This window comes from Streptomyces sp. NPDC020780 (assembly GCF_044334475.1).
In the GTDB taxonomy this organism is placed as follows: domain Bacteria; phylum Actinomycetota; class Actinomycetes; order Streptomycetales; family Streptomycetaceae; genus Streptomyces.
Window position 1 is genome coordinate 1 of the sequence record NZ_JBIRTB010000017.1, and the last position, 18,432, is coordinate 18,432.

Consider the following 18,432-nt stretch of genomic DNA (forward strand, 5'->3'; position numbering starts at 1 on the left):
GCTGGAACAACTCCCACAACTCGTCCGGCACCAGCCGCTCAACGATCCCCACCATGACTCACAGAATACCGAGTCACCCAAATGAGATGGCCTCTAAGGAATTGCAGATCATTAACACGTTGTTTTGATCTTGTTGTCCTCGCCGGTCTGTGCCTGGACACGGTGCTGAAGGGCGGTGAGGGCCGTGGGTGGGGTTGTCGCCGGTGGGATGGTGATGCCTTGTGCCTCGAGCAGTCGCCGGTTCTTCAGGAGGGTGCGGTGCATTGCGGTGCGGCTGGTGCCGAACAGCACGGCGAGGGGTTCTGCGGCCAGGGCGGCCCGCAGGTGGAGCACGGTGGCCAGGACCTGGTCGGCGAAGGCCAGCCGAGGCGGCCGACCGCGCCGGATATCCCCGTCCGGGGCCAGGGTCTCGGTGAGGTCGTTCAGTTGTTGGCGGGTCATCCCGGTCAGTGCTGGATCGGAGAGCAAGGCATGATCCCACTCCGGATCCGGCGTCTGCGGGGCCCGGGCCGCTGGGATTACGGGTGATGGGTGGGGGTGCAGTGCATAGTTCCAGGCGCCCTGGAACGCGTGCCGGGTCAGCGGAAGGGCGGCCATTGCCGCGTCTTTGATGCGGACTCCGGTCGGGTAGGTGTTGGTGTCGAGTTCGGCTCTCACACGCAGTCCGGTGCGGGTGGTGGTCGCGGCGATCGACTGCACGATGACTTCGTGGCTGGTCAGCGGGCGGCCGCTCCAGTTCATGGTGATGTGGGAGAAGAGCCGGTGCTCGATCTTGTTCCACTTCGATGTGCCTGGTGGTAGGTGACACACGGTGATCGTCAGCCCGGTTTCGGCTGCGAGTTGGGCCAGCTCGAGCTTCCAGGACCGGGTGCGGTAGCCGTTGGATCCGCCGGCGTCGGCGATGATCAGCAGTCGTGTCGCCCGCGGGTAGGCAGCCTGGCCCTGGCCGTGCCACCAGCGGCGGATCGATTCCACTGCGAAAGCGGCGGTGTCGTGATCGGTGCCGACGTTGACCCAGCCGGTGTTCGCGGTGAGATCGTAGATCCCGTAGGGGACGGCTTTGCCCAATTGCGGATCCGCGAAGTCGTGGACGCTGACCGGGACAGGCTCGCCGGCGGGACACCATTGGCGGCCGCTGTTCTTGAAGTCGCCGACGAGCTCCTTCTTCTTGGTGTCCACGCTGATGACCGGCTGGCCGGCGTCCCGGTAGGTGCGGGCCTGCTCGTTGAGGTAGCTGAACTGGGCGTCCCGGTCCGGATGCTGACTGCCCTCGAGCGTCTTCGCGTTGGCCTGAAGACTGAAGCCTTCCTCCCTCAGCAGGTCGCCCACGGTATCGGCGCTGATCCGGTGCCCGGCCCGGGCCAGCTCCGCCGCGAGCGTACGGGTCGATTTCACCGTCCACCGCAGCGGCGACATCGGGTCGCCTCTCTCGTCGGGCTCGACCAGCGCCAGTAGTGCCGGCCGCAGCCCCGGATCCAGATCGGCGACCCGTTTACGTCCTCCCCCGGGACGCCGGACCCGCCCCAACGGCTCCTCTCCGGATTCCAGCTCGAACACGCCATTGCGGACCGTCGTCTCGCTGACCTGGGCCGCCCGAGCGACAGCGCGGATGCCACCATGCCCCAGCAGCCGGGCCTCGGTCCCCATCAGCAGCCGTCGCTGCCGCTCGTCCAGATGTGGGAACAACACCGCGAACTTCGCAGCGAGTTGATCACGGGTCTCGTCCGGGATGCGCATACCAGACCAACGAGCCCCAGGTCGGGAAGCAACACCTTGATGATCTGCAATCCCTTAGGGACAACCGGGGAGAGAAGACCGTCTTGCAGGTTATCGACAGGGGAGGCGAGGTGGTCGCCGGTACGGCTTGTATCACCGAGACGAGCGTCGAGGACGAGGGCGCCTGCGCGCTGACATGATCGAGAAGCTTGGGTGGTCGCTCGCTCTGCGGGTGCGGTGCCGAACAGGGCCGCACCCGTGCGCCCGGACTGCCGCAGCGATGGACGACCTCTTCAAGACCGATCCAGAGCGCCAGTCACGCAGATAGTCACGCACAACGACAGAGGGCAAATCCTTGATTTTTTTGGGATGTGCCCTCTGACCTGCTACTCAGCTACCAGGTTCGCCCAGGCTCGGTAACCGGGTTTCGGGACGACCGTGGTGACCGGGATCACACAGTCATGCCCCGATCGGGTGCTCCGCGATCCAGTTTCTGGTCACCCGCAGAATCTGGACCTGCCGATCGGTCGGGGCGTCGGCTCTCATGCCGCCCTCGCTGCGCGACGGTCGCCGCGGGCCTGGCGGCGCAGCTCGGTCCGGTCTGCTGGCCTGCCGGCCAGTCGAGTGTTCCAGAAGGGGTGCCACCAGATGCGGGCGGACAGGAGGAGCAGCTGGCGGCGCAGTGCGATGTTGCTGTGCTGGTGGGGTGTGGCGAGCGCGTCGTACCGCAACGCACGGGCCCGCACCGGATCCACGCACCTCACCCAGGGCGTCGGCGCAGGTCAGGAGCGAAACGTGCAGGAGCGTTTCACCGGTCGCTTTTCACTGCCACATGCTGGCGTTGCACCTGTACGGGCTGCACAGCGGGCAGGAACTCTTCGTAGTGAAGGCGCACCGATTCCTGTCCTGGTGAACCCCGTGCCGCTCCAGACTGGTCACATGACACAGGGACCGAGGGCGTACGGCAGCGAGCGTGATGACCTGGAGCCTGGGCCACAGCCCGGCCGCGACTACCGCGAACTGATCGGTGGGCCGCTGGCCCGGCAGCTGATCGAGGTGACCGGCTGGACGGAGGAGGAGATCACCACCGGCGCGTTCTTGATCGGCGGCCGGGCCTCATACGGGCCTACCTTCAGCCGTCCTGGTGGCCCGTGGGTATGGGAGGGCCGACACACCCTGATCAGCTGAGGGCGCGGCAGACTGACCGGTTGCGGAAGCGGGTGATCTGCTGCATGAGGGCGGTCGCGAACGCCGGCGTCTGGAGAAAGCCCGGCGGCACATTGGAGAGGTACACGCGGCAGTGGCGGGTCTGCTCATGGAGGGCGAGCCAGTCCTCCTGGACTTGTCGCATCCCGTTGCGGTGCAGGCGGCGCCACTCCATGTACATCGAGTCGACCGCACGGGCGGCGGCGAACAACGTCGAGATCGCCTACACCCCGACTAACAGCTCCTGGCTCGACCGGATTGGACTCTACACTCGCAGGGCAGCGCAGTCCGAGGCCTGCCAAGTTCCCGCGAGCGCCAGCAAGATCGGCTGAAAACGGTTGCCCAGCCAATGCGCGACAGCCTCCCCAGCATCGACCCTCGTCCCCGCCTGTGACTCGCGGCAATACGGCCACTGAGTTCCATGGCGACCGGGGCAAGGCCGGCCGTCACATCTACGGGGATCGATTCATATTCGCAGCTGCTCCAGCTCGCCTATGGTCGTCGCAGATGCAGACAGAGGCGGCTGCCTTGAGTCAGCGTCGCATGCGCAGCACCCATCCCGCAGGCCGTCGTGAGGCCAAGCGCAGGACGCGGCTTTCGTCGGACGTCCGCCGCCCCGGCTGAACAGCTCACAGCCGATGCTCTCGCCGAGAGAGCTGAGCGAAGGCCGAAACTAGCTCTGACCTGCAGCACGGAAAGCGCATGTGACATGCGCCACCATTGACCGCCATGCCTGATCGACACATGATCCTCACAGATTCTTGTCATGCAGAACTAAGGGGTGCGTGGAGCGTGTTGACGCGAAGACGGCGGCGCAGCTGGCGTCAGGCGGTGCGGAGTGGGGCAGTAGCCCTCACGCTCCTCGGGGGTGCGGTTCCGGTAGTCGGGGCGGGGGCGCCGCCGGCATTCGCTGCTGATGATGGGGCAGCTTCGGCAGCGGCTGACAGGACTTCGGAGTCGGAGGCGAGTGCCCTCGCGGCAGAGACCGGCGAACGGGTGGTCGTGGATGAGGCGATCACCGAGACTTCCGAGGTCTTCGCCAATCCGGACGGCACCTTTACGCAGGAGATGAACGCGGCTCCAGTGCGGGCCCGGGACGGCGATGGGCTCTGGGCCCCCATCGACACCACCCTTGTGCGCGGGGCTGATGGCTCTGTGCGGGCGAAGAACACGACGACCAATCTCACTTTGTCGGGCGGCGGCAGCGGGGACGGACTGGTCGCGCTGGAGGACGAGGGGCACGAGCTGCAGTTCGGTTGGCCCACCACGCTCCCCGAGCCCCAGCTCGACGGCGACACCGCCACCTACGCTGGAGTCCTCCCGGACGTCGATCTGAAACTGACCGCGTTGAGTTCCGGTTACACCTCGGTGCTTGTGGTCAAGACCGCGGAGGCGGCAAAGAACCCGGCGCTCTCGACGATCTCAATGACCGTCTCCAAGGGCAGCCTCGACATCGCCCCGACCGCCGACGGCGGTTTCGTCGCCCGCGACAGAAACGGCACCCCAGTTTTCGAGAGCCCGGCAGGGCGGATGTGGGACTCGGCCGGCGACATCCCCGCACCTGACACCACCCCGGCCGGAGTCACCACGCAACTCTTCCGCACTACCTCACCCTCGGCAGAAGCAAAGGCCGAGAGCGAGCTGGAGACAACGAACACCGCCCCGCTGCCCGCTGCTGGAGGCGAGCCTGTTCCTACGGAGGGCCCCAGCAGCGGTGACGCGGTGGCCGAGCTCCCGCTCAAGGTCACCGATACCACGCTGGAGATCACACCAGACCCGGCCCTGAGCCGCGGCGCGGACACTGTTTTCCCGCTCTACATCGATCCGCCGACCAAGGGCATCACGCTCGGCGACTGGACGGCGCTTTCCTCAGACGGTGACAAGTTCTGGGAGTTCAAGGGGGACAAGGGTGTGGGGCGCTGCTCCAACTACGCCGGTTACCTCTGTTCCAACAGCCCCTACACCCAGCGCCTGTACTTCGAGTACCCGCTCTCCTCGATCCACGGCAAAAAGATCCTGGACGCGACGATGGAGGTGTACCAGGAGTGGACGTTCACCTGCGATCCGCACTGGTACGACCTGAGCCGTGTGGACAAGGGCATCTCCTCCAGCACCACCTGGTCGACCCGCCCCACCGGGGTGGACCTGATGGGCGACCGGAACGTGGCATACGGGCGGGGTGACCTGTGCAGCCCCTCTCAGCCGGCGAACTGGGTGCGCTTCAGCGACAATGTGGACGAGGAGACGAATGAGAACCTGACGACGACTCTCGCGTCCTACGCCGCGAACAAGACGTCGCAGATCACCTTCTCGCTGACCGCGCACGACGAGTCCGACGCTGGCGCTTGGGCGCGGTTCCGCAACGACGCAAAACTGTCGGTCACCTACGTCTCCTACCCGAGCACGCCCAGTCCGTACGGCGTCCAGCAAGGAACGACCGGGCGGGCCTGCAACACTTCCGCCTCGTTGCCCTTCGCCACCAGCGACACCACGCCGAAGATGCTGGCCACGGTGCAGTCGGCCGACGGGTCGAACTCCCAGCTGCGTGCCTTGTTCGAGGTGTGGAAGGCTGATGGCTCCAGCCGTGCCTGGTATGCGGCCTCGCCGGACGCCGCATGGGTGGCTGACAATGCCGTCCGCGACGCGTCCACCACCGCGCTGCCGGTGCAGACGGACTACCGCATGCGGGTGATGACGCAGGCGTACTACAAGACTGACCGGGGTGTCACCGGTGTCCTGAACTCGGCCTGGTCGTCCTGGTGCTACTTCCGAATCGACACCGACTCGCCGCCGCCGCCGGTGGTGACCAGCAACGACGGTATCTACAAGCCAGCCGAGACTGATCCGGCCGCGGGCGGCGTGGGAACGTCCGGCAAGTTCACCTTCACCCCCGCGGACACCAATCCCACCACGGCCGGCATTCAGTCGGATGTCGTCAGCTACAAGTGGAAGCTGAACAGCGGGGCCGTCTCCGGTCCAATCACTGTGGCCAAGGGTGCGGCCACCACTCAAACGATCACGCCGAACCAGGCTGGTGAGAACACCATCCAGGTTTGGGGCTACGACGCGGCCGGACACAGCTCGCTCACCGGCTACTACAGCTTTTTGGTCAAGGGTGCTGAGAAGCCGTCGGGCATCTGGCACCTGGACAACAACGGCAATGACAGCACCTCCGCGGTGCAACACCCGCTGACGCTGGGTGGCACGTCCGCCTACACCACGCTGGCACGCTCTGGTGCAGGGGCGCTGAAGCTCAACGGCACCAGCGACTACGCCGCCACCAGCAGTGCCGTGCTCGACACCAGCAAGTCCTTCGCCGTCTCCGCATGGGTACGTCCGGGCGACATCTCCCGGAGCCAGACGGTTCTCTCGCAGAAGGGAACCAACCTGTCCGGCTACGCCCTGCACTACTCCGCGACCGCCGGGAAGTGGGCATTCAGCAAGTACGCCAGTGATGCCGTGGGTAGCGCCGCAGTCCGTTCGTACTCCACCGCGAAGCCGGTAGCGAATGCCTGGACGCACCTGGCGGGTGTCTACAATGCTGCGGACCAGACCATCCAGCTCTTCGTCAACGGAGTGCCGCAGGGCCAGCCGGTGATCGGCGCCCCCTCCTGGAACGCTACCGGCCCGATGCAGTTCGGACGATTCCACTCCGCCGGCAGCTACGTCGAGAACCTGAACGGCAGCGTCGACGAGGTCCACGTCTGGTCCCGTGCTGTCACGGACACTGAGATTACGCAGGACGCCCGACTGGAGGACGAGGACATCAGCGACGGCACCGCGGGCGACCCGGTCCCCGCGCTCGTCGCCAAGTGGGACGCCACGGACATGGCCAACGCGACCGGCACCACCGTGAAGGACACCAGCGGCTTCGGCCGGAACCTCACGCTCAACGGAGCCGCACTCAGCAAATTCACCACCGGTGACCCGGACATCGGCGAAGAGGTCACGACCACACAGACGATGACCCTGAACGGCACCAGCGCGTATGCGACCGCCACCGGTCCGGTCGTCGATGACTCCGGCTCGTTCACCGCGACCGCCTGGGTGACGCTGGACCCCGCCAAGCTCGCCGACACCAGCAAGTCGTATGCAGTGCAGGTGTTGGGTCAGTCGGGGACGAGTCAGTCCTCCTGGGGTGTCTGGTACGAGCAGCCTGCCGGCAGCACTCAGGGACGGTGGACGTTCGGTCGACCCGACAAGGACGGCACCGGGGCAGCCTGGACCAAGAGCGCGTCCACCGCGTTCACCACGGCACAACTAGGCGTCCCCGTCATGCTGACGGTCGTCCACGATGCCCAAGCGGCTGCCGACCCCAACGACGCCTCCAAGCTCGGCGCGCTCAAGCTCCATGTCGACAGCGCCCTGATGGGCGAGGAAGACGGCGTTCCGTACTCAGCCCCCTGGCAAGGCGGCGGGGCATTCGAGATCGGCCGGGCGAAGGTCAACGGCGCTGCCGCCCGCTACTACCCCGGGAAGATCGACAGCGTTCGCGTGTGGGCCGGAGCCACCTCCACCGACACCATCGCTAACCGGTTCAACGCCGAACAGCAGTAGAACCGAACGGCAGGGCGAGTTCGCTCCACCGCCCTGCCGTACTGCTCGAGAACACCTATGCGTCTCCATGGACGCGCGCTACCGAGATCCAGCGTTCCGGGTACCGACGCCGCTGCCCGAACGCTTCCTGCCAAATTCCGAGAACCGGGACATCATCGTGTCTTCATCACCCTTCCGCAGGCGCGTGCCAGGGGCGGCAATACACCGCTGGCTCGGCCGTGGCGGGCTTATCCTCTCCCTTTGCCTTCTTCCGCAAATCATGGTGCCCACGGGCTACGACTTCGCGGCCCAGGCCCAATCCACCGCAGCCCGTAAGCAGTTGGAGGATCGGCCCCCCGCGAAGATCGACAAGGTAGGCGTACTCAAATCCGGCACATCCAAGGCCCCAAAGGACATGGCCGCCCCCGCTGCCCACAAAACCCGTGAGCGGTTGAAGAAGGCCACGTGGCCAAAGGCAGGCAGGGCCAAAGTCGCGGTCTCGGCTTCTGGCGAGGCCGTTGTTGACGTCGGCGGACTCGGCGTGGAGCTGGCTCAAGAGCCTGTCGCCCCGGTTCCCAAGCTGGCAAAGAGTGAGACGGCGTTGAAGGCCGCGGGCCCGGCCGAGGAGGTGGCGCTCAGTGTCCACTCCCAAGGGGCTGCAAAGAAGGCGGGCGTCAACGGCGTGCTGCTCACTGTCGATCCGGGAGGTACTGCATCCGGGGAAACCACCGGTGACACCGACAAGCTCCGGATCTCCTTGGATTACTCCTCATTCAGCGACGTTTACGGCGGCAACTTCGGCCCCCGTCTGAGCCTGGTGACGCTCCCGGCGTGTGCGCTGACCACGCCGGAGAAGAAGTCCTGCCGCACTCAGAGCCCGGTGGCGGGCGCGGACAACGACACGGGATCCCAGAGCCTGACGGGCACTGTCTCCGCCCGCACCCTCGCAGCTGGCACCCCGATGCTGCTGGCGGCCGCGGCCGGCAGCTCGGGCGGCGGGGGCGACTACGGCGCCACCCCGCTGTCGCCGACCGCGACCTGGGAGGCCGGCGGCAGCACGGGTGACTTCACCTGGAACTACCCGCTGCGGGTTCCCCCTGCAACGGCCGGCCCGTCCCCGAACCTGTCTATCTCTTACAACTCTGCCTCGGTGGACGGCCGCACGGCCGGTGAGAACAACCAAACCTCGGTAATCGGGGAAGGTTTCTCGATCACCGAGTCCTACATCGAGCGCAAGTACGGCTCCTGCAAGGAAGACGGCCAGTCCGGCAAGGGCGACCAGTGCTGGAAGTACGCCAACTCCACCCTGGTCCTCAACGGCAAGGCCGTCGAGCTGGTCAACACCTGTGCCGACAAGGCGGCCTGCGACACCGCAGCCCTCTCAGAGGCGTCCGGCGGCTCCTGGAAGACGAAGACCGAGGACGGCACCCGCGTCCAGCACCTGACCGGCGCCACCGCCAATGGCGACAACAACACCGAGTACTGGAAGGTCACCGACGCATCCGGCACTCAGTACTTCTTCGGCAAGCACCGAATGCCCGGCTGGAGCGACAAGGGCACCACCGACACCACCGATGACGACCCTGTCACCAATTCCGTATGGACCGCCCCGGTCTTCGGTGACGACTCCGGAGAGCCCTGCTACAAGTCCACCGGCTTCGCCGACTCCTCCTGCAACCAGGCATGGCGCTGGAACCTCGACTACGTCGAAGACACCCACGGCAACGCCTCCACCTACTGGTACGGCCGGGAGACGAACTACTACTCCAAGAACGCCGACACCACCGTCAACGGCACCGGCTACACCCGCGGCGGATACCTCAACCGCATCGACTACGGCCTGCGCAATGACCTGATCTACACCAAGCCCGCCGCCCAGCAGGTCCGCTTCACCTACGCCGAACGCTGCATCGTCTCGGGCGGCTGCACCAGCCTGACGGCGGACACGAAGGCCAACTGGCCAGACGTCCCCTACGACATGATCTGCGCATCCAGCACCAAGTGCACCACCCAAATCGGCCCTTCCTTCTTCACCCGCAAACGCCTCACCGACGTCACCACCTCGGTGTGGACCGGCACTGCCACCACCCAACGGAACGTGGACACCTGGCACCTCGAGCAGGACTTCCCCGACACCGGTGACGCCTCCTCGGCAAGCCTGTGGCTGAAGTCCATCCAGAACACCGGCAAGGCCAACACCACCGCAGCCGTCATGCCACCGGTCGTCTTCGGCGGCGTACAACTGTCCAACCACGTCGAGGGCAGCGGCCCGGACACCCTGCGCTACATCAAGTGGCGCGTGCGCACCATCAAGTCCGAGACCGGATCGACCATCACCGCCAACTACTCAGACCCCGACTGCATCTGGGGCTCAAGCATGCCGACGGCGGTCGACAAGAACACCCGCCGCTGCTACCCGGTCAAGTGGTCCCAATCCGGAGCCACCCCAGTCACCGACTGGTTCCACAAGTACGTCATCACCTCCGTCTTCCAGGATGACCCCTACGGCCACGGCGACACCGGCGAGACGTACTACGACTATCAAGGGGGCGCCGGCTGGGCCTACGCCGACGACGAGGGCCTGACCAAGGCATCCAACCGCACCTGGTCACAGTGGCGCGGCTACGGCAAGGTCGTGGAGACATCTGGCGACTCCGAGGGCCCACGCTCCAAGAAGTCCACGCTCTACATGCGCGGCCTGAACGGCGAGAAGGAACTCGACGGCACCGCACGAGTAGAGAAGGTCACCGACTCCACCGGCACCGCCATCGACGACTCCCGGCAATACGCCAGCTTCGTCCGCGAAACCATCGCCTACAACGGCACCGAAGAAATCAGCGGCACCATCAACACACCCTGGTCCCACAAGACCGGCAGCCACACCTACACATGGGGCACCACCGAGTCGTGGATCGTCCAGGCCGGTGAGACCACCACCCGCACCAAGACTTCTACCGGCACCCGCACGGTCAAGCAGAAGACCACGTACGACACCACGTACGGCATGCCGATCACCGTGGAGGACACTGGCGACACCGCCACGACCGGCGACGAGTCCTGCGTGCGGACCACCTACGCCCGCAACACCACCGCCTGGCTGGTGGATGCGGTCTCGCGCACCGAGAGCTACTCGGTCTCCTGCACGATCACCCCTTCCATTCCGGCCGATGTCGTCTCCGACATCACCCTGGCCTACGACGATCAGGCGGTCGGGGTGGCGCCCACAAAGGGCGAGAACACAGCCTCCTACAGGGTGACAAGTTACGGCGAGCTCGACAAGAAGCCCGTCTATCAGCAAGTCTCCAGCTCCACCTACGACAAGCTGGGCCGACCACTCACCGAGACCAACGCACTCAAGAGCACGGTCAAAACCACCTATATCCCGGACGATTCGGGCTACGGGCCGCTGACTTCCAGAACCTCGACCGACCCCAAGCTCTACACCTCCACCACTGAGGTGGACCCGGCCTGGGGCACAGCCACAAAGACGACTGATGCCAACGGCAACGTCACCGAGTGGTCCTTCGACGCGCTCGGCCGCCTAACGTCGCTCTGGAAGCCGGACCGCTCCCGCACGCTCGAGGACGCCGCCAGCGTCGCCTACGCCTACAGCGTCAACAACAACAAGGAGACCTGGGTCCGCACGGACATCCTCAAGGCCGACGGGAAGACTTACAACAGCGCCTACGAAATCTTCGACAGCCTGCTGCGTTCCCGCCAGACGCAAGTTCCCGCGCCAGACGGCGGCCGGGTAATCTCAGAAACGCTTTACGACGACCGTGGCCTTGCTCACATCATCAATACGCAGGTTCACGACAACAACGCACCTACCGGCACCCTCGCGAACACCTACCCTGGCTCCGTTCCGGCCTCCACCGAGACTGTCTTCGACGCCGTCGGCCAGGCCACCGAATCGATCTTCCGCGTCTACGACCAAGAAAAATGGCGCACCAAAACCGACGACCAGGGCGATCGCATCGCGGTCACTGCCGCCGAAGGCGGCACCGGCACCCTAACGATCACCGACGCCCGCGGTAGGACCACTGAACGCCGTGAATACGGCGGCCCCGTACCAACCGGCAGCAATTACACCCGCACCCTGTACGAGTACACCCCCGGGGGACAACTCACGAAGATGACAGGGCCGGACGGGGCGGTCTGGACGAACGGCTACGACCTGCGCGGCCGCAAGACCACTTCCACCGATCCCGACAAGGGACGTGTCGACACCACCTACAACGACGCTGACCAGCCGCTGACCGTCACCACGACCCTAGACGGCGCCTCCCGCACCCTGATCACCGACTACGACGAGCTCGGCCGCACGACCGGAACTTGGGACGGAGTGAAGGACAACGCCCACCAGCTGACCAAGTTCACCTTCGACTCGCTGGCCAAGGGACAGCCGACCGCCTCGATCCGCTATGTCGGCGGCACCACCGGCAAAATCTACTCGCAGTCCGTGACAGGCTACGACGCTCTCGGCCGCCCCAAGGGCACCAAGACCGTCATCGCAGCCACCGACCCGCTAGTCGTAGCCGGCGCGCCGCAGAGCTTCACCACTTCTGCCGTCTACAACATCGACGGCACAGTGCAGTCCACCTCAATGCCCGCAGTAGCCGGCCTGCCTGCCGAAACTGTCAAGAGCAATTACAACGGCCTGGGCATGCTCACCGGCACCGACGGCATGACCGACTACGTCCAGAACATCGGCTACTCGCCGTACGGCGAGATCGAGGAGACGCGCCTGGGCACCTCCACGGGTGCCAAACAACTGCAGATCCTCAACCGCTACGAGGACGGCACCCGCCGACTGGACAACACTCACACGGTCGACCAAACCAACACCGGCTACACCAGCGACGTCGACTACGGCTACGACGCCTCCGGAAACGTCAAGTCGATCGCAGACAAGACCAACGGCAAGGACACTCAGTGCTTCGCCTACGACGGGTACCGCCGACTAACCGAGGCGTGGACGCCGTTCTCCAACGACTGTTCCACCGCTCGCTCGGCATCCACCCTCGGAGGCCCTGCCCCCTACTGGACCAGCTGGACCTATAAGCCCGGCGGCCTGCGTGACACCCAGACCGAGCACAAAGCCAGCGGCAATATCCAAACCGTTTACGGATACCCCGCTGTCAACGCCGCTGGTGCCGGCCAGCCCCACATCATGACCTCCGTCACGGTGGGCGGCGCAACCACCAAGCCCCTCACCTACGACGAGCAGGGCAATACGAGCAAGCGCTACGGCCCCACCGGGACGACGCAGAGTCTCGTGTGGGACATCGAAGGACAACTCACCCGTCTCACCGAAGGCACCAAGACCACCGACTACCTGTACGACGCAACCGGTGAACTCCTGATCCGCCGCGGCCCCGTCAAAACCGTTCTCTATATGAGCGGCCAAGAACTGCACTACGACACGGCCGCCAAGAAGTTCACCGCTCAGCGCTACTACCCGGCAGGGGACGCCACTGCCGTCCGGACCGAGACCAGCCTGTCGTGGATGGTCGACGACCACCACGGCACCGCCTCAATGACCATCGATGCCACCACCCAGGCCATAACTCACCGCTACACCAAGCCCTTCGGCGAACCGCGAGGCGCCGTAGCGCCAACCTGGCCGGACGACAAGGGTTTCCTCGGCAAACCTACTGACGCCGACACAGGGCTCACTCACGTGGGCGCCCGCGAGTACGACCCGGGCAGCGGACGCTTCCTCTCCGTTGATCCCATCCTCGCCCCCGACGACCACGAGTCCCTCAATGGTTTCGCATACGCCAACAACACCCCCGTCACGCTGTCCGACCCCACCGGACTCCGCCCCGACGGTATGTGCGGCGGCTCCTCAAGCTCATGCAACGGTGGCACCGAGACTTTCACAAAGAAGAGCAACGGCGGGTGGAGCTGGAAATACACAAAGACATACACCAAAAAGATCACATTTAAGTACAGCAACGGCTCCATCGGCAGAGGCACCTTGAGCACCACGGTCACCAAGACCTCTGGCACGACTGCCGCGAAGATCGTCTTCAAAAAGGGACCTGACCCGAAACCCAAGACTGACGACGGCTACTGCAACGCCTGCTGGGCGATGGGAACCAACCCCCACTATGACCCGCACGCCAACGACCTGCCAGATACCGGGAAGCTCGCAACCTGGCAGAAGGTTCTCCTTGGCGTCGTCACGGTGGTGGGACTGGGGGTGGCCGTCGCGCCCGTTGTTGCAGCCTTGGGGTCAGGATGCCTGGCAACCGCCCCGGTGTGCGCTGCAACGATCGCGGAAACGGTGACCGGGGGTGCGTCCGGTGGAAGCGCAGTGGTCGGCAGTGGAGTAACTCTCGGAGCTGCAACCGCCCTCAAGGGAGCAAGCAATACAGCTGCCGATTCGATAGTCCCCTATAGCAGGGGATGGGCGCTCCGGCAGCAGGGAAACCTCCACATCCCTAAGCTGGTCACTCCAAAGGGTAGGACTCTGAGCGCCCATGCTGCCGAACGGGTTGCCGGAAGTGGGCCAGGCCGGCCCCCGACATCACTGAGCGCTCTCGACCATATCCTGGAGAACGGCAACAAGGTGAAATACGATCCGGTTCGCGAAACTCTCCAAGTCAGGGCGACTCAACTTCCAGGAAAGCCGTTCGTGGTTGTCTCTGGAAGTGATCCGAATCACATAGTTACCGCCATGATCCCGAAGGCATTCGATATCCCTTGAATCCAGTAACGGACATTCTAGAAATGGCACATAAATTCATTTCAGGCGAGGACAGGTCTATGGAACTAATCGCATCCATGGAGACTGTCGCCGTGAAATACCTAGCCGAGTCAGAGGAATTCGAGTTCCTCGCAGAAGGGATTTCCCTTTATCGCCCTTGGGCTGGTGCACCTTACTGGTCGGAGAGCGATATGGTGCAACTCTTGCAAGACTTCGTGAGAGAATTTGGAGGCTCTGAGGAATCCTAACCTCGAAGTTTCGTGACGGTCCGCCGACGGAGTCGGTGGACCGTTTTCGTGCCGTGAGCTGAGGGTGGGCAGGCCGAGGGCCCGAGTGTCGTCTCGGGGTGGCGCCGGGTTCCACTGCTCCGGGTGGTGAAGGGCTGTCGTAGGGATGGGTGAATCCGCTGGTCAGCCGGGGTTCGGCAGGAGTGCGAGCCGTGCGAGTGCGGCGGTGATGTGGCCGGTGAAGGGCCAGTGCCGGGCCAGGCGGAGGATCCGTCGGCGGCCGGTGGTGACGAGTTGTCCGGCCGCGGTGAACAGGCGGAGCCGCAGGCGGCGGGGCTCCCAGAGCCTGGCCTTGCCGGTCAGCGCGAGCATGGGCATCCAGGCCAGCAGGTCGAGGGCGATCTGGACGATCTCCAGCCAGATCCGGTTCTGGGCGGTGCGGTGCAGCGGCAGGTTGCGTAGGCCGGTGGCCCGGGCGGCTCGGATGCGGTCCTCGGCCCTCGCCCTCAGCCGGTGACGGAGCTCGAGTTCGGCGATCGGCCGGTCCACGGTGTTGGTGGCGAAACAGGTGAGCCGCATGCCGTCCGCGTCCGTGAGCCGCAACTGGGCCCCGGGGTGCGGCCGTTCCTTCCGGACGATCAGCCGCATTCTCTGGGGCCAGCCGTCCAGGACGTCGCCGGTGAGTTCGGTGACCCAGGCCCCGTCGCGGATCTCGCCGTCTGCCTCGACGGCCGCCGTCCAGGCCGAGGCCGGGACCTTCAGCACATGCTGGTGGACCTGCTCGGTGATCACCATGCCGACCGAGAAGGACAGCCACCGCCCTCGCTGGGCGAGCCAGGCGACGAAGTCGTGGGTGCCGCCCGCAGAGTCGGTGCGGATCAGGGTCTGACGTCCGCGCCGGTACTTCTTCGGCAGTTGAGCCAGCGCCATGCGGGTGGCGGTGATGTGGTCGGCCGCGGTGTTCGAGCCAGCGTTCCCGGGCCTGAGCAGGGCCGCGACCGGCTCACCGGTGCCGCCCGGTCCATGGTCGACGAACCCCATCAGCGGGTGGCGACCGTAGGTCCGCTTCCAGGTCGGGGCCGCGTCCTCCTTGTCGGAGTGCGCGACCACCAGGACCCCGTCGAGGTCAACGGTCACCGTCCCGCCTGCATCGGGCGCCGCCTGGCCGGCCAGTCGCCAGACCCGCTCGCGGGCCTCGGCCCGCGCGGCACGGATGGCCCGCAGGGCCTTCTCCCCGGTGGCCGCGAGGGTGTCGATGAGGCGGGAGACCGTCGGGTCGGAGGCCACCGACCCGAACACGGCCGGCTCGGCCCGCAGCGTGCCGACATCGGCGAGGCAGTCCCCGCCCAGCGCGACCGCCAGGGCCACATCCAGCAGGATCTTGCCCGGATCATGCACCGCCCGGGCCTTCCGCCACGGCGTCAGTGCCGCGGATATCGCGGTGTCCAGGCCGGCCTTGCGGACGGTCTCGACCAGCAGTACGCCCCCGGCCTGCGAGACCACTGCCCGGCCGCCGCCCTCGATGCGGACACGCGGGTAGGACCCGATACGCTTCTTCACCTGGAGAGTGCTTCTTTTCTTGCGGCGACATGGACCCTAGACAAGTCCCATCGTTGCAGGTCAGGAGCACTCTCCGCTTATTTGATCAAGCCTCGGACAGCCCACCTCACGAAAGCGCGAGGCTAAACTGGGCCGAGTGGGCAGCCGAGCAACTGGCCGCTGACGGCATCACCGTAGAGATCACCCCGAAGCTCAGGGAAGCCATGGACGAGGAATGGGCCTGGCCCAACTACCCGATGCGCTGGTGCACCCGCAGCGAGATCCGCCAGGTCTCCAACGAGGCCCAGAAAATGCACGACGACATCCGCCACGGCCATCTCCTCATCCACGCCCACGCCCACGACGGCCACACCACCGTGGCAGTCGGCACATACCTCCACCAGAGCGGCAAGTCCGTCTACCTCCACGGCGAGGACCACCTGCGCCAGGTCGCAGACACCTTTCAATCACCCGCCACAGCCCTGGTCGCCTTCGAAAACGCCCACGGCGTCGCCATGCGGCCCGGCCCGGCTTCCCTGACCGACACCGAGCAAGACACCGCCCAAGCCCGAACCTCACTCGACCCGCCTACCGCCGGGGCTGAACCTCCGCGCCCGGAACCGGAAACCGTCCCCGCATACGCGGCCGACGCCGACGACCACGACGTCCTCCTGGACACCTTCCTCAAAGATCACCGCGACTGGCAGAAGTGGCGCACCTGGTCCGACGACACGACGCACGCCATCCACGAGGACCAGACCCTGCGCATCGAGCACGTCCACGAAACAAACGCCCCCGAAACGGCGTGGACCGTGGCCGCTTACGAAACGCCCGTCTCCGACCTCATATGGGCCCTCACCGCGACCGGCACCACCCCCGCCCCGGTAATACAGCACCTACTGATCCACCTCGCCCAGGGCGACGGGTAGTCAGCACTTCGGTAAACGAGAAGATGGTCACCGCAGCTACCCAGCCCCTCACCGCTGCCGGATGGAAGTACGCCTTGAACGGGCATGGGATCCGCTGGACATCTCCCGACGGGGGCGCGGGCGTTCAATTTGACCCGCTGACCGCGCAGCATCCCCAGAACCTGGCCACCTGGACCGTCTAGGGCGGCCCGAACCCCGACCGCCCCGCCTGGACCCTCACCGCCTCGCCGTACACGCCCAGCTCGCTGCTGGCCGACCTCTCCGAAAACCTCGCATACGGAACCGGCACCCGCCAGAAGCCGGCCACGAGCCGCCAGCGTCAAACACGCCCCGTCACCACTTCACCGGCCGTACCTATCACCACCGGAGCCTTCCACCAACCCAGTCGTACACGCTGATGCTCAGAGACCAACCGACTCAACGTAACGCGGAAAAATGCCGCCCGTACAGGCCATCGACCGGATCCGTAGCCCGACCATCCGCAGAAGCGAACACTTGCACCCACTCATACGAGGCACTCGACCAACGTGCACCGCCTCCGTCGCCCGCCACTGCCCGGCGTGCACCGAACACATCGCGTAGCGCCTCCAGCGGGGACGCGCGCAGTCGATGACCGTGCAGCTCCACGGCGGTGGCGTGATCACCGGCAGATGATCGAGGCGATCGCGTGGAAGTACCGCACGGGCTCGCCCTGGGAGGACATGCCTTCCGAGTTCGGTTCGTGGAAGGGCGTCTATACCCGCTTGCGGAAATGGGCGCACGACGGCACCTGGGAGCGGGTGTTCACCTCTCTGCACGCCCAAGCGGACGCCGAGGGGGATCTAGGTTGGGTCGTCGCGGTCGATTCAACTATCGTCCGCGCCCATCAGCACGCTGCCGGCGCCCATAAAAAGGGGCTCTGGCCAGCGAGCCAGAGGACCATGCCCTCGGCCGGTCCCGAGGCGGGCTGACCACCAAGGTCCACTTGGCGGCGGACGACCACTGTCGGCCTCTTGCTTTCGTGCTGCCCCCCGGACAGGCAGGTGACGCACCCGCATTTGAACAGGGCATGGCCGCAATCCGGGTGCCTCGCACGCTCGGGCGTCCTCGGGTGAGACCGGCCATGGTCCTGGCGGACAAAGCCTATTCTTCTCGCGCGACCCGTGAACATCTCCGCAGGCGCGGCATCCGGGCGATCATCCCCCAGCCCTCGGACCAGATCGCCAACCGGAAGCGCAGAGGCCGTCACGGCGGAAGGCCGCCCGGCTTTGACAAGGCTTCCTACAGGCAGCGGAACACCGTCGAACGGTGTATCAACAAGCTCAAACAGTGGCGCGGCCTTGCCACCCGGTATGACAAGACCGCAACCATTTACCAAGCCGGCCTCCACCTAGCGGGCATCCTTCTCTGGGCCGCGCGGTGATCCGAAAGAGACGGCCTAGGCGTGCAGCCAGCACTGGCGGCACTCGCCCGGAACACCCCCGCGTCGGCGGGGAGGACCCACGCCGCGACCGGGACCGAATCGTCCGCGCCGGAACACCCCCGCGTCGGCGGGGAGGACCGGGCGGCGTTGCCGTGGAGCTTG

General features: G+C 65.7%; 8 protein-coding genes, 2 pseudogenes and 1 CRISPR repeat array (1 of these 11 only partly in view). Of the genes and pseudogenes, 6 read left to right on the forward strand and 4 right to left on the reverse strand.

Going from position 1 to position 18,432, the window contains the following annotated elements; genetic code table 11:
* Positions 1 to 111: 111 nt before the first annotated feature.
* A complete protein-coding gene (locus ACH4VO_RS27375) occupies positions 112 to 1,737 on the reverse strand; it encodes an ISAzo13 family transposase (RefSeq protein WP_360993635.1) in 1,626 nt (541 codons plus the stop codon).
* Between the two features lie 521 nt (positions 1,738 to 2,258).
* Positions 2,259 to 2,471 carry a hypothetical protein gene (locus ACH4VO_RS27380; RefSeq protein ID WP_360993632.1) on the reverse strand — a complete coding sequence of 71 codons (213 nt, stop codon included), beginning with the start codon at positions 2,469 to 2,471 and terminating at the stop codon, positions 2,259 to 2,261.
* Between the two features lie 184 nt (positions 2,472 to 2,655).
* Here ACH4VO_RS27380 and ACH4VO_RS27385 point away from each other — a divergent pair, with 184 nt between their 5' ends.
* Complete coding sequence (locus tag ACH4VO_RS27385) at positions 2,656 to 2,904, forward strand: hypothetical protein (protein WP_360993630.1); 249 nt, start codon at positions 2,656 to 2,658, stop codon at positions 2,902 to 2,904.
* 22 nt (positions 2,905 to 2,926) lie between these two features.
* Here the strand turns inward: ACH4VO_RS27385 and ACH4VO_RS27390 are convergent.
* A pseudogene (locus ACH4VO_RS27390) lies at positions 2,927 to 3,133 on the reverse strand (transcriptional regulator); the annotation flags it as partial.
* 785 nt (positions 3,134 to 3,918) lie between these two features.
* Here ACH4VO_RS27390 and ACH4VO_RS27395 point away from each other — a divergent pair.
* Both ACH4VO_RS27395 and ACH4VO_RS27400 read left to right on the forward strand, forming a co-directional pair.
* The gene (locus ACH4VO_RS27395) at positions 3,919 to 7,479 is read left to right on the forward strand and encodes a LamG-like jellyroll fold domain-containing protein (RefSeq protein ID WP_360993628.1); all 3,561 of its coding nucleotides are present in this window, start codon (positions 3,919 to 3,921) and stop codon (positions 7,477 to 7,479) included.
* A 259-nt stretch (positions 7,480 to 7,738) separates the two neighbouring features.
* On the forward strand, positions 7,739 to 14,173 hold the full coding sequence (locus tag ACH4VO_RS27400; protein ID WP_360993647.1) for an RHS repeat-associated core domain-containing protein: 6,435 nt from the start codon (positions 7,739 to 7,741) through the stop codon (positions 14,171 to 14,173).
* Between the two features lie 410 nt (positions 14,174 to 14,583).
* Here the strand turns inward: ACH4VO_RS27400 and ACH4VO_RS27405 are convergent, their stop codons facing one another.
* Positions 14,584 to 15,960, reverse strand: coding sequence for an IS1380 family transposase (locus ACH4VO_RS27405; protein ID WP_360993625.1), 1,377 nt, complete (start codon positions 15,958 to 15,960; stop codon positions 14,584 to 14,586).
* Between the two features lie 203 nt (positions 15,961 to 16,163).
* Here ACH4VO_RS27405 and ACH4VO_RS27410 point away from each other — a divergent pair, with 203 nt between their 5' ends.
* The 3 genes and pseudogenes from ACH4VO_RS27410 to ACH4VO_RS27420 all read left to right on the forward strand — a co-directional run bounded on the left by ACH4VO_RS27410 (position 16,164) and on the right by ACH4VO_RS27420 (position 18,270).
* Positions 16,164 to 16,868 (forward strand): DUF317 domain-containing protein, encoded by a 705-nt coding sequence (locus ACH4VO_RS27410; RefSeq protein WP_360993622.1) that lies wholly within the window; start codon positions 16,164 to 16,166, stop codon positions 16,866 to 16,868.
* A gap of 233 nt (positions 16,869 to 17,101) precedes the next feature.
* Positions 17,102 to 17,266: pseudogene (locus ACH4VO_RS27415) on the forward strand (hypothetical protein); the annotation flags it as partial.
* A gap of 153 nt (positions 17,267 to 17,419) precedes the next feature.
* Positions 17,420 to 18,270, forward strand: a protein-coding gene (locus ACH4VO_RS27420) for an IS5 family transposase (RefSeq protein ID WP_398441597.1) whose coding sequence is annotated in 2 segments (ribosomal slippage) — positions 17,420 to 17,759 and positions 17,759 to 18,270 — 852 coding nt in all. Because the reading frame shifts where the segments join, the coding sequence is not laid out codon by codon here.
* A gap of 48 nt (positions 18,271 to 18,318) precedes the next feature.
* Positions 18,319 to 18,432: direct repeats of the CRISPR family, unit length 29 nt; unit sequence CGGAACACCCCCGCGTCGGCGGGGAGGAC; it runs 1,804 nt beyond the window's last position.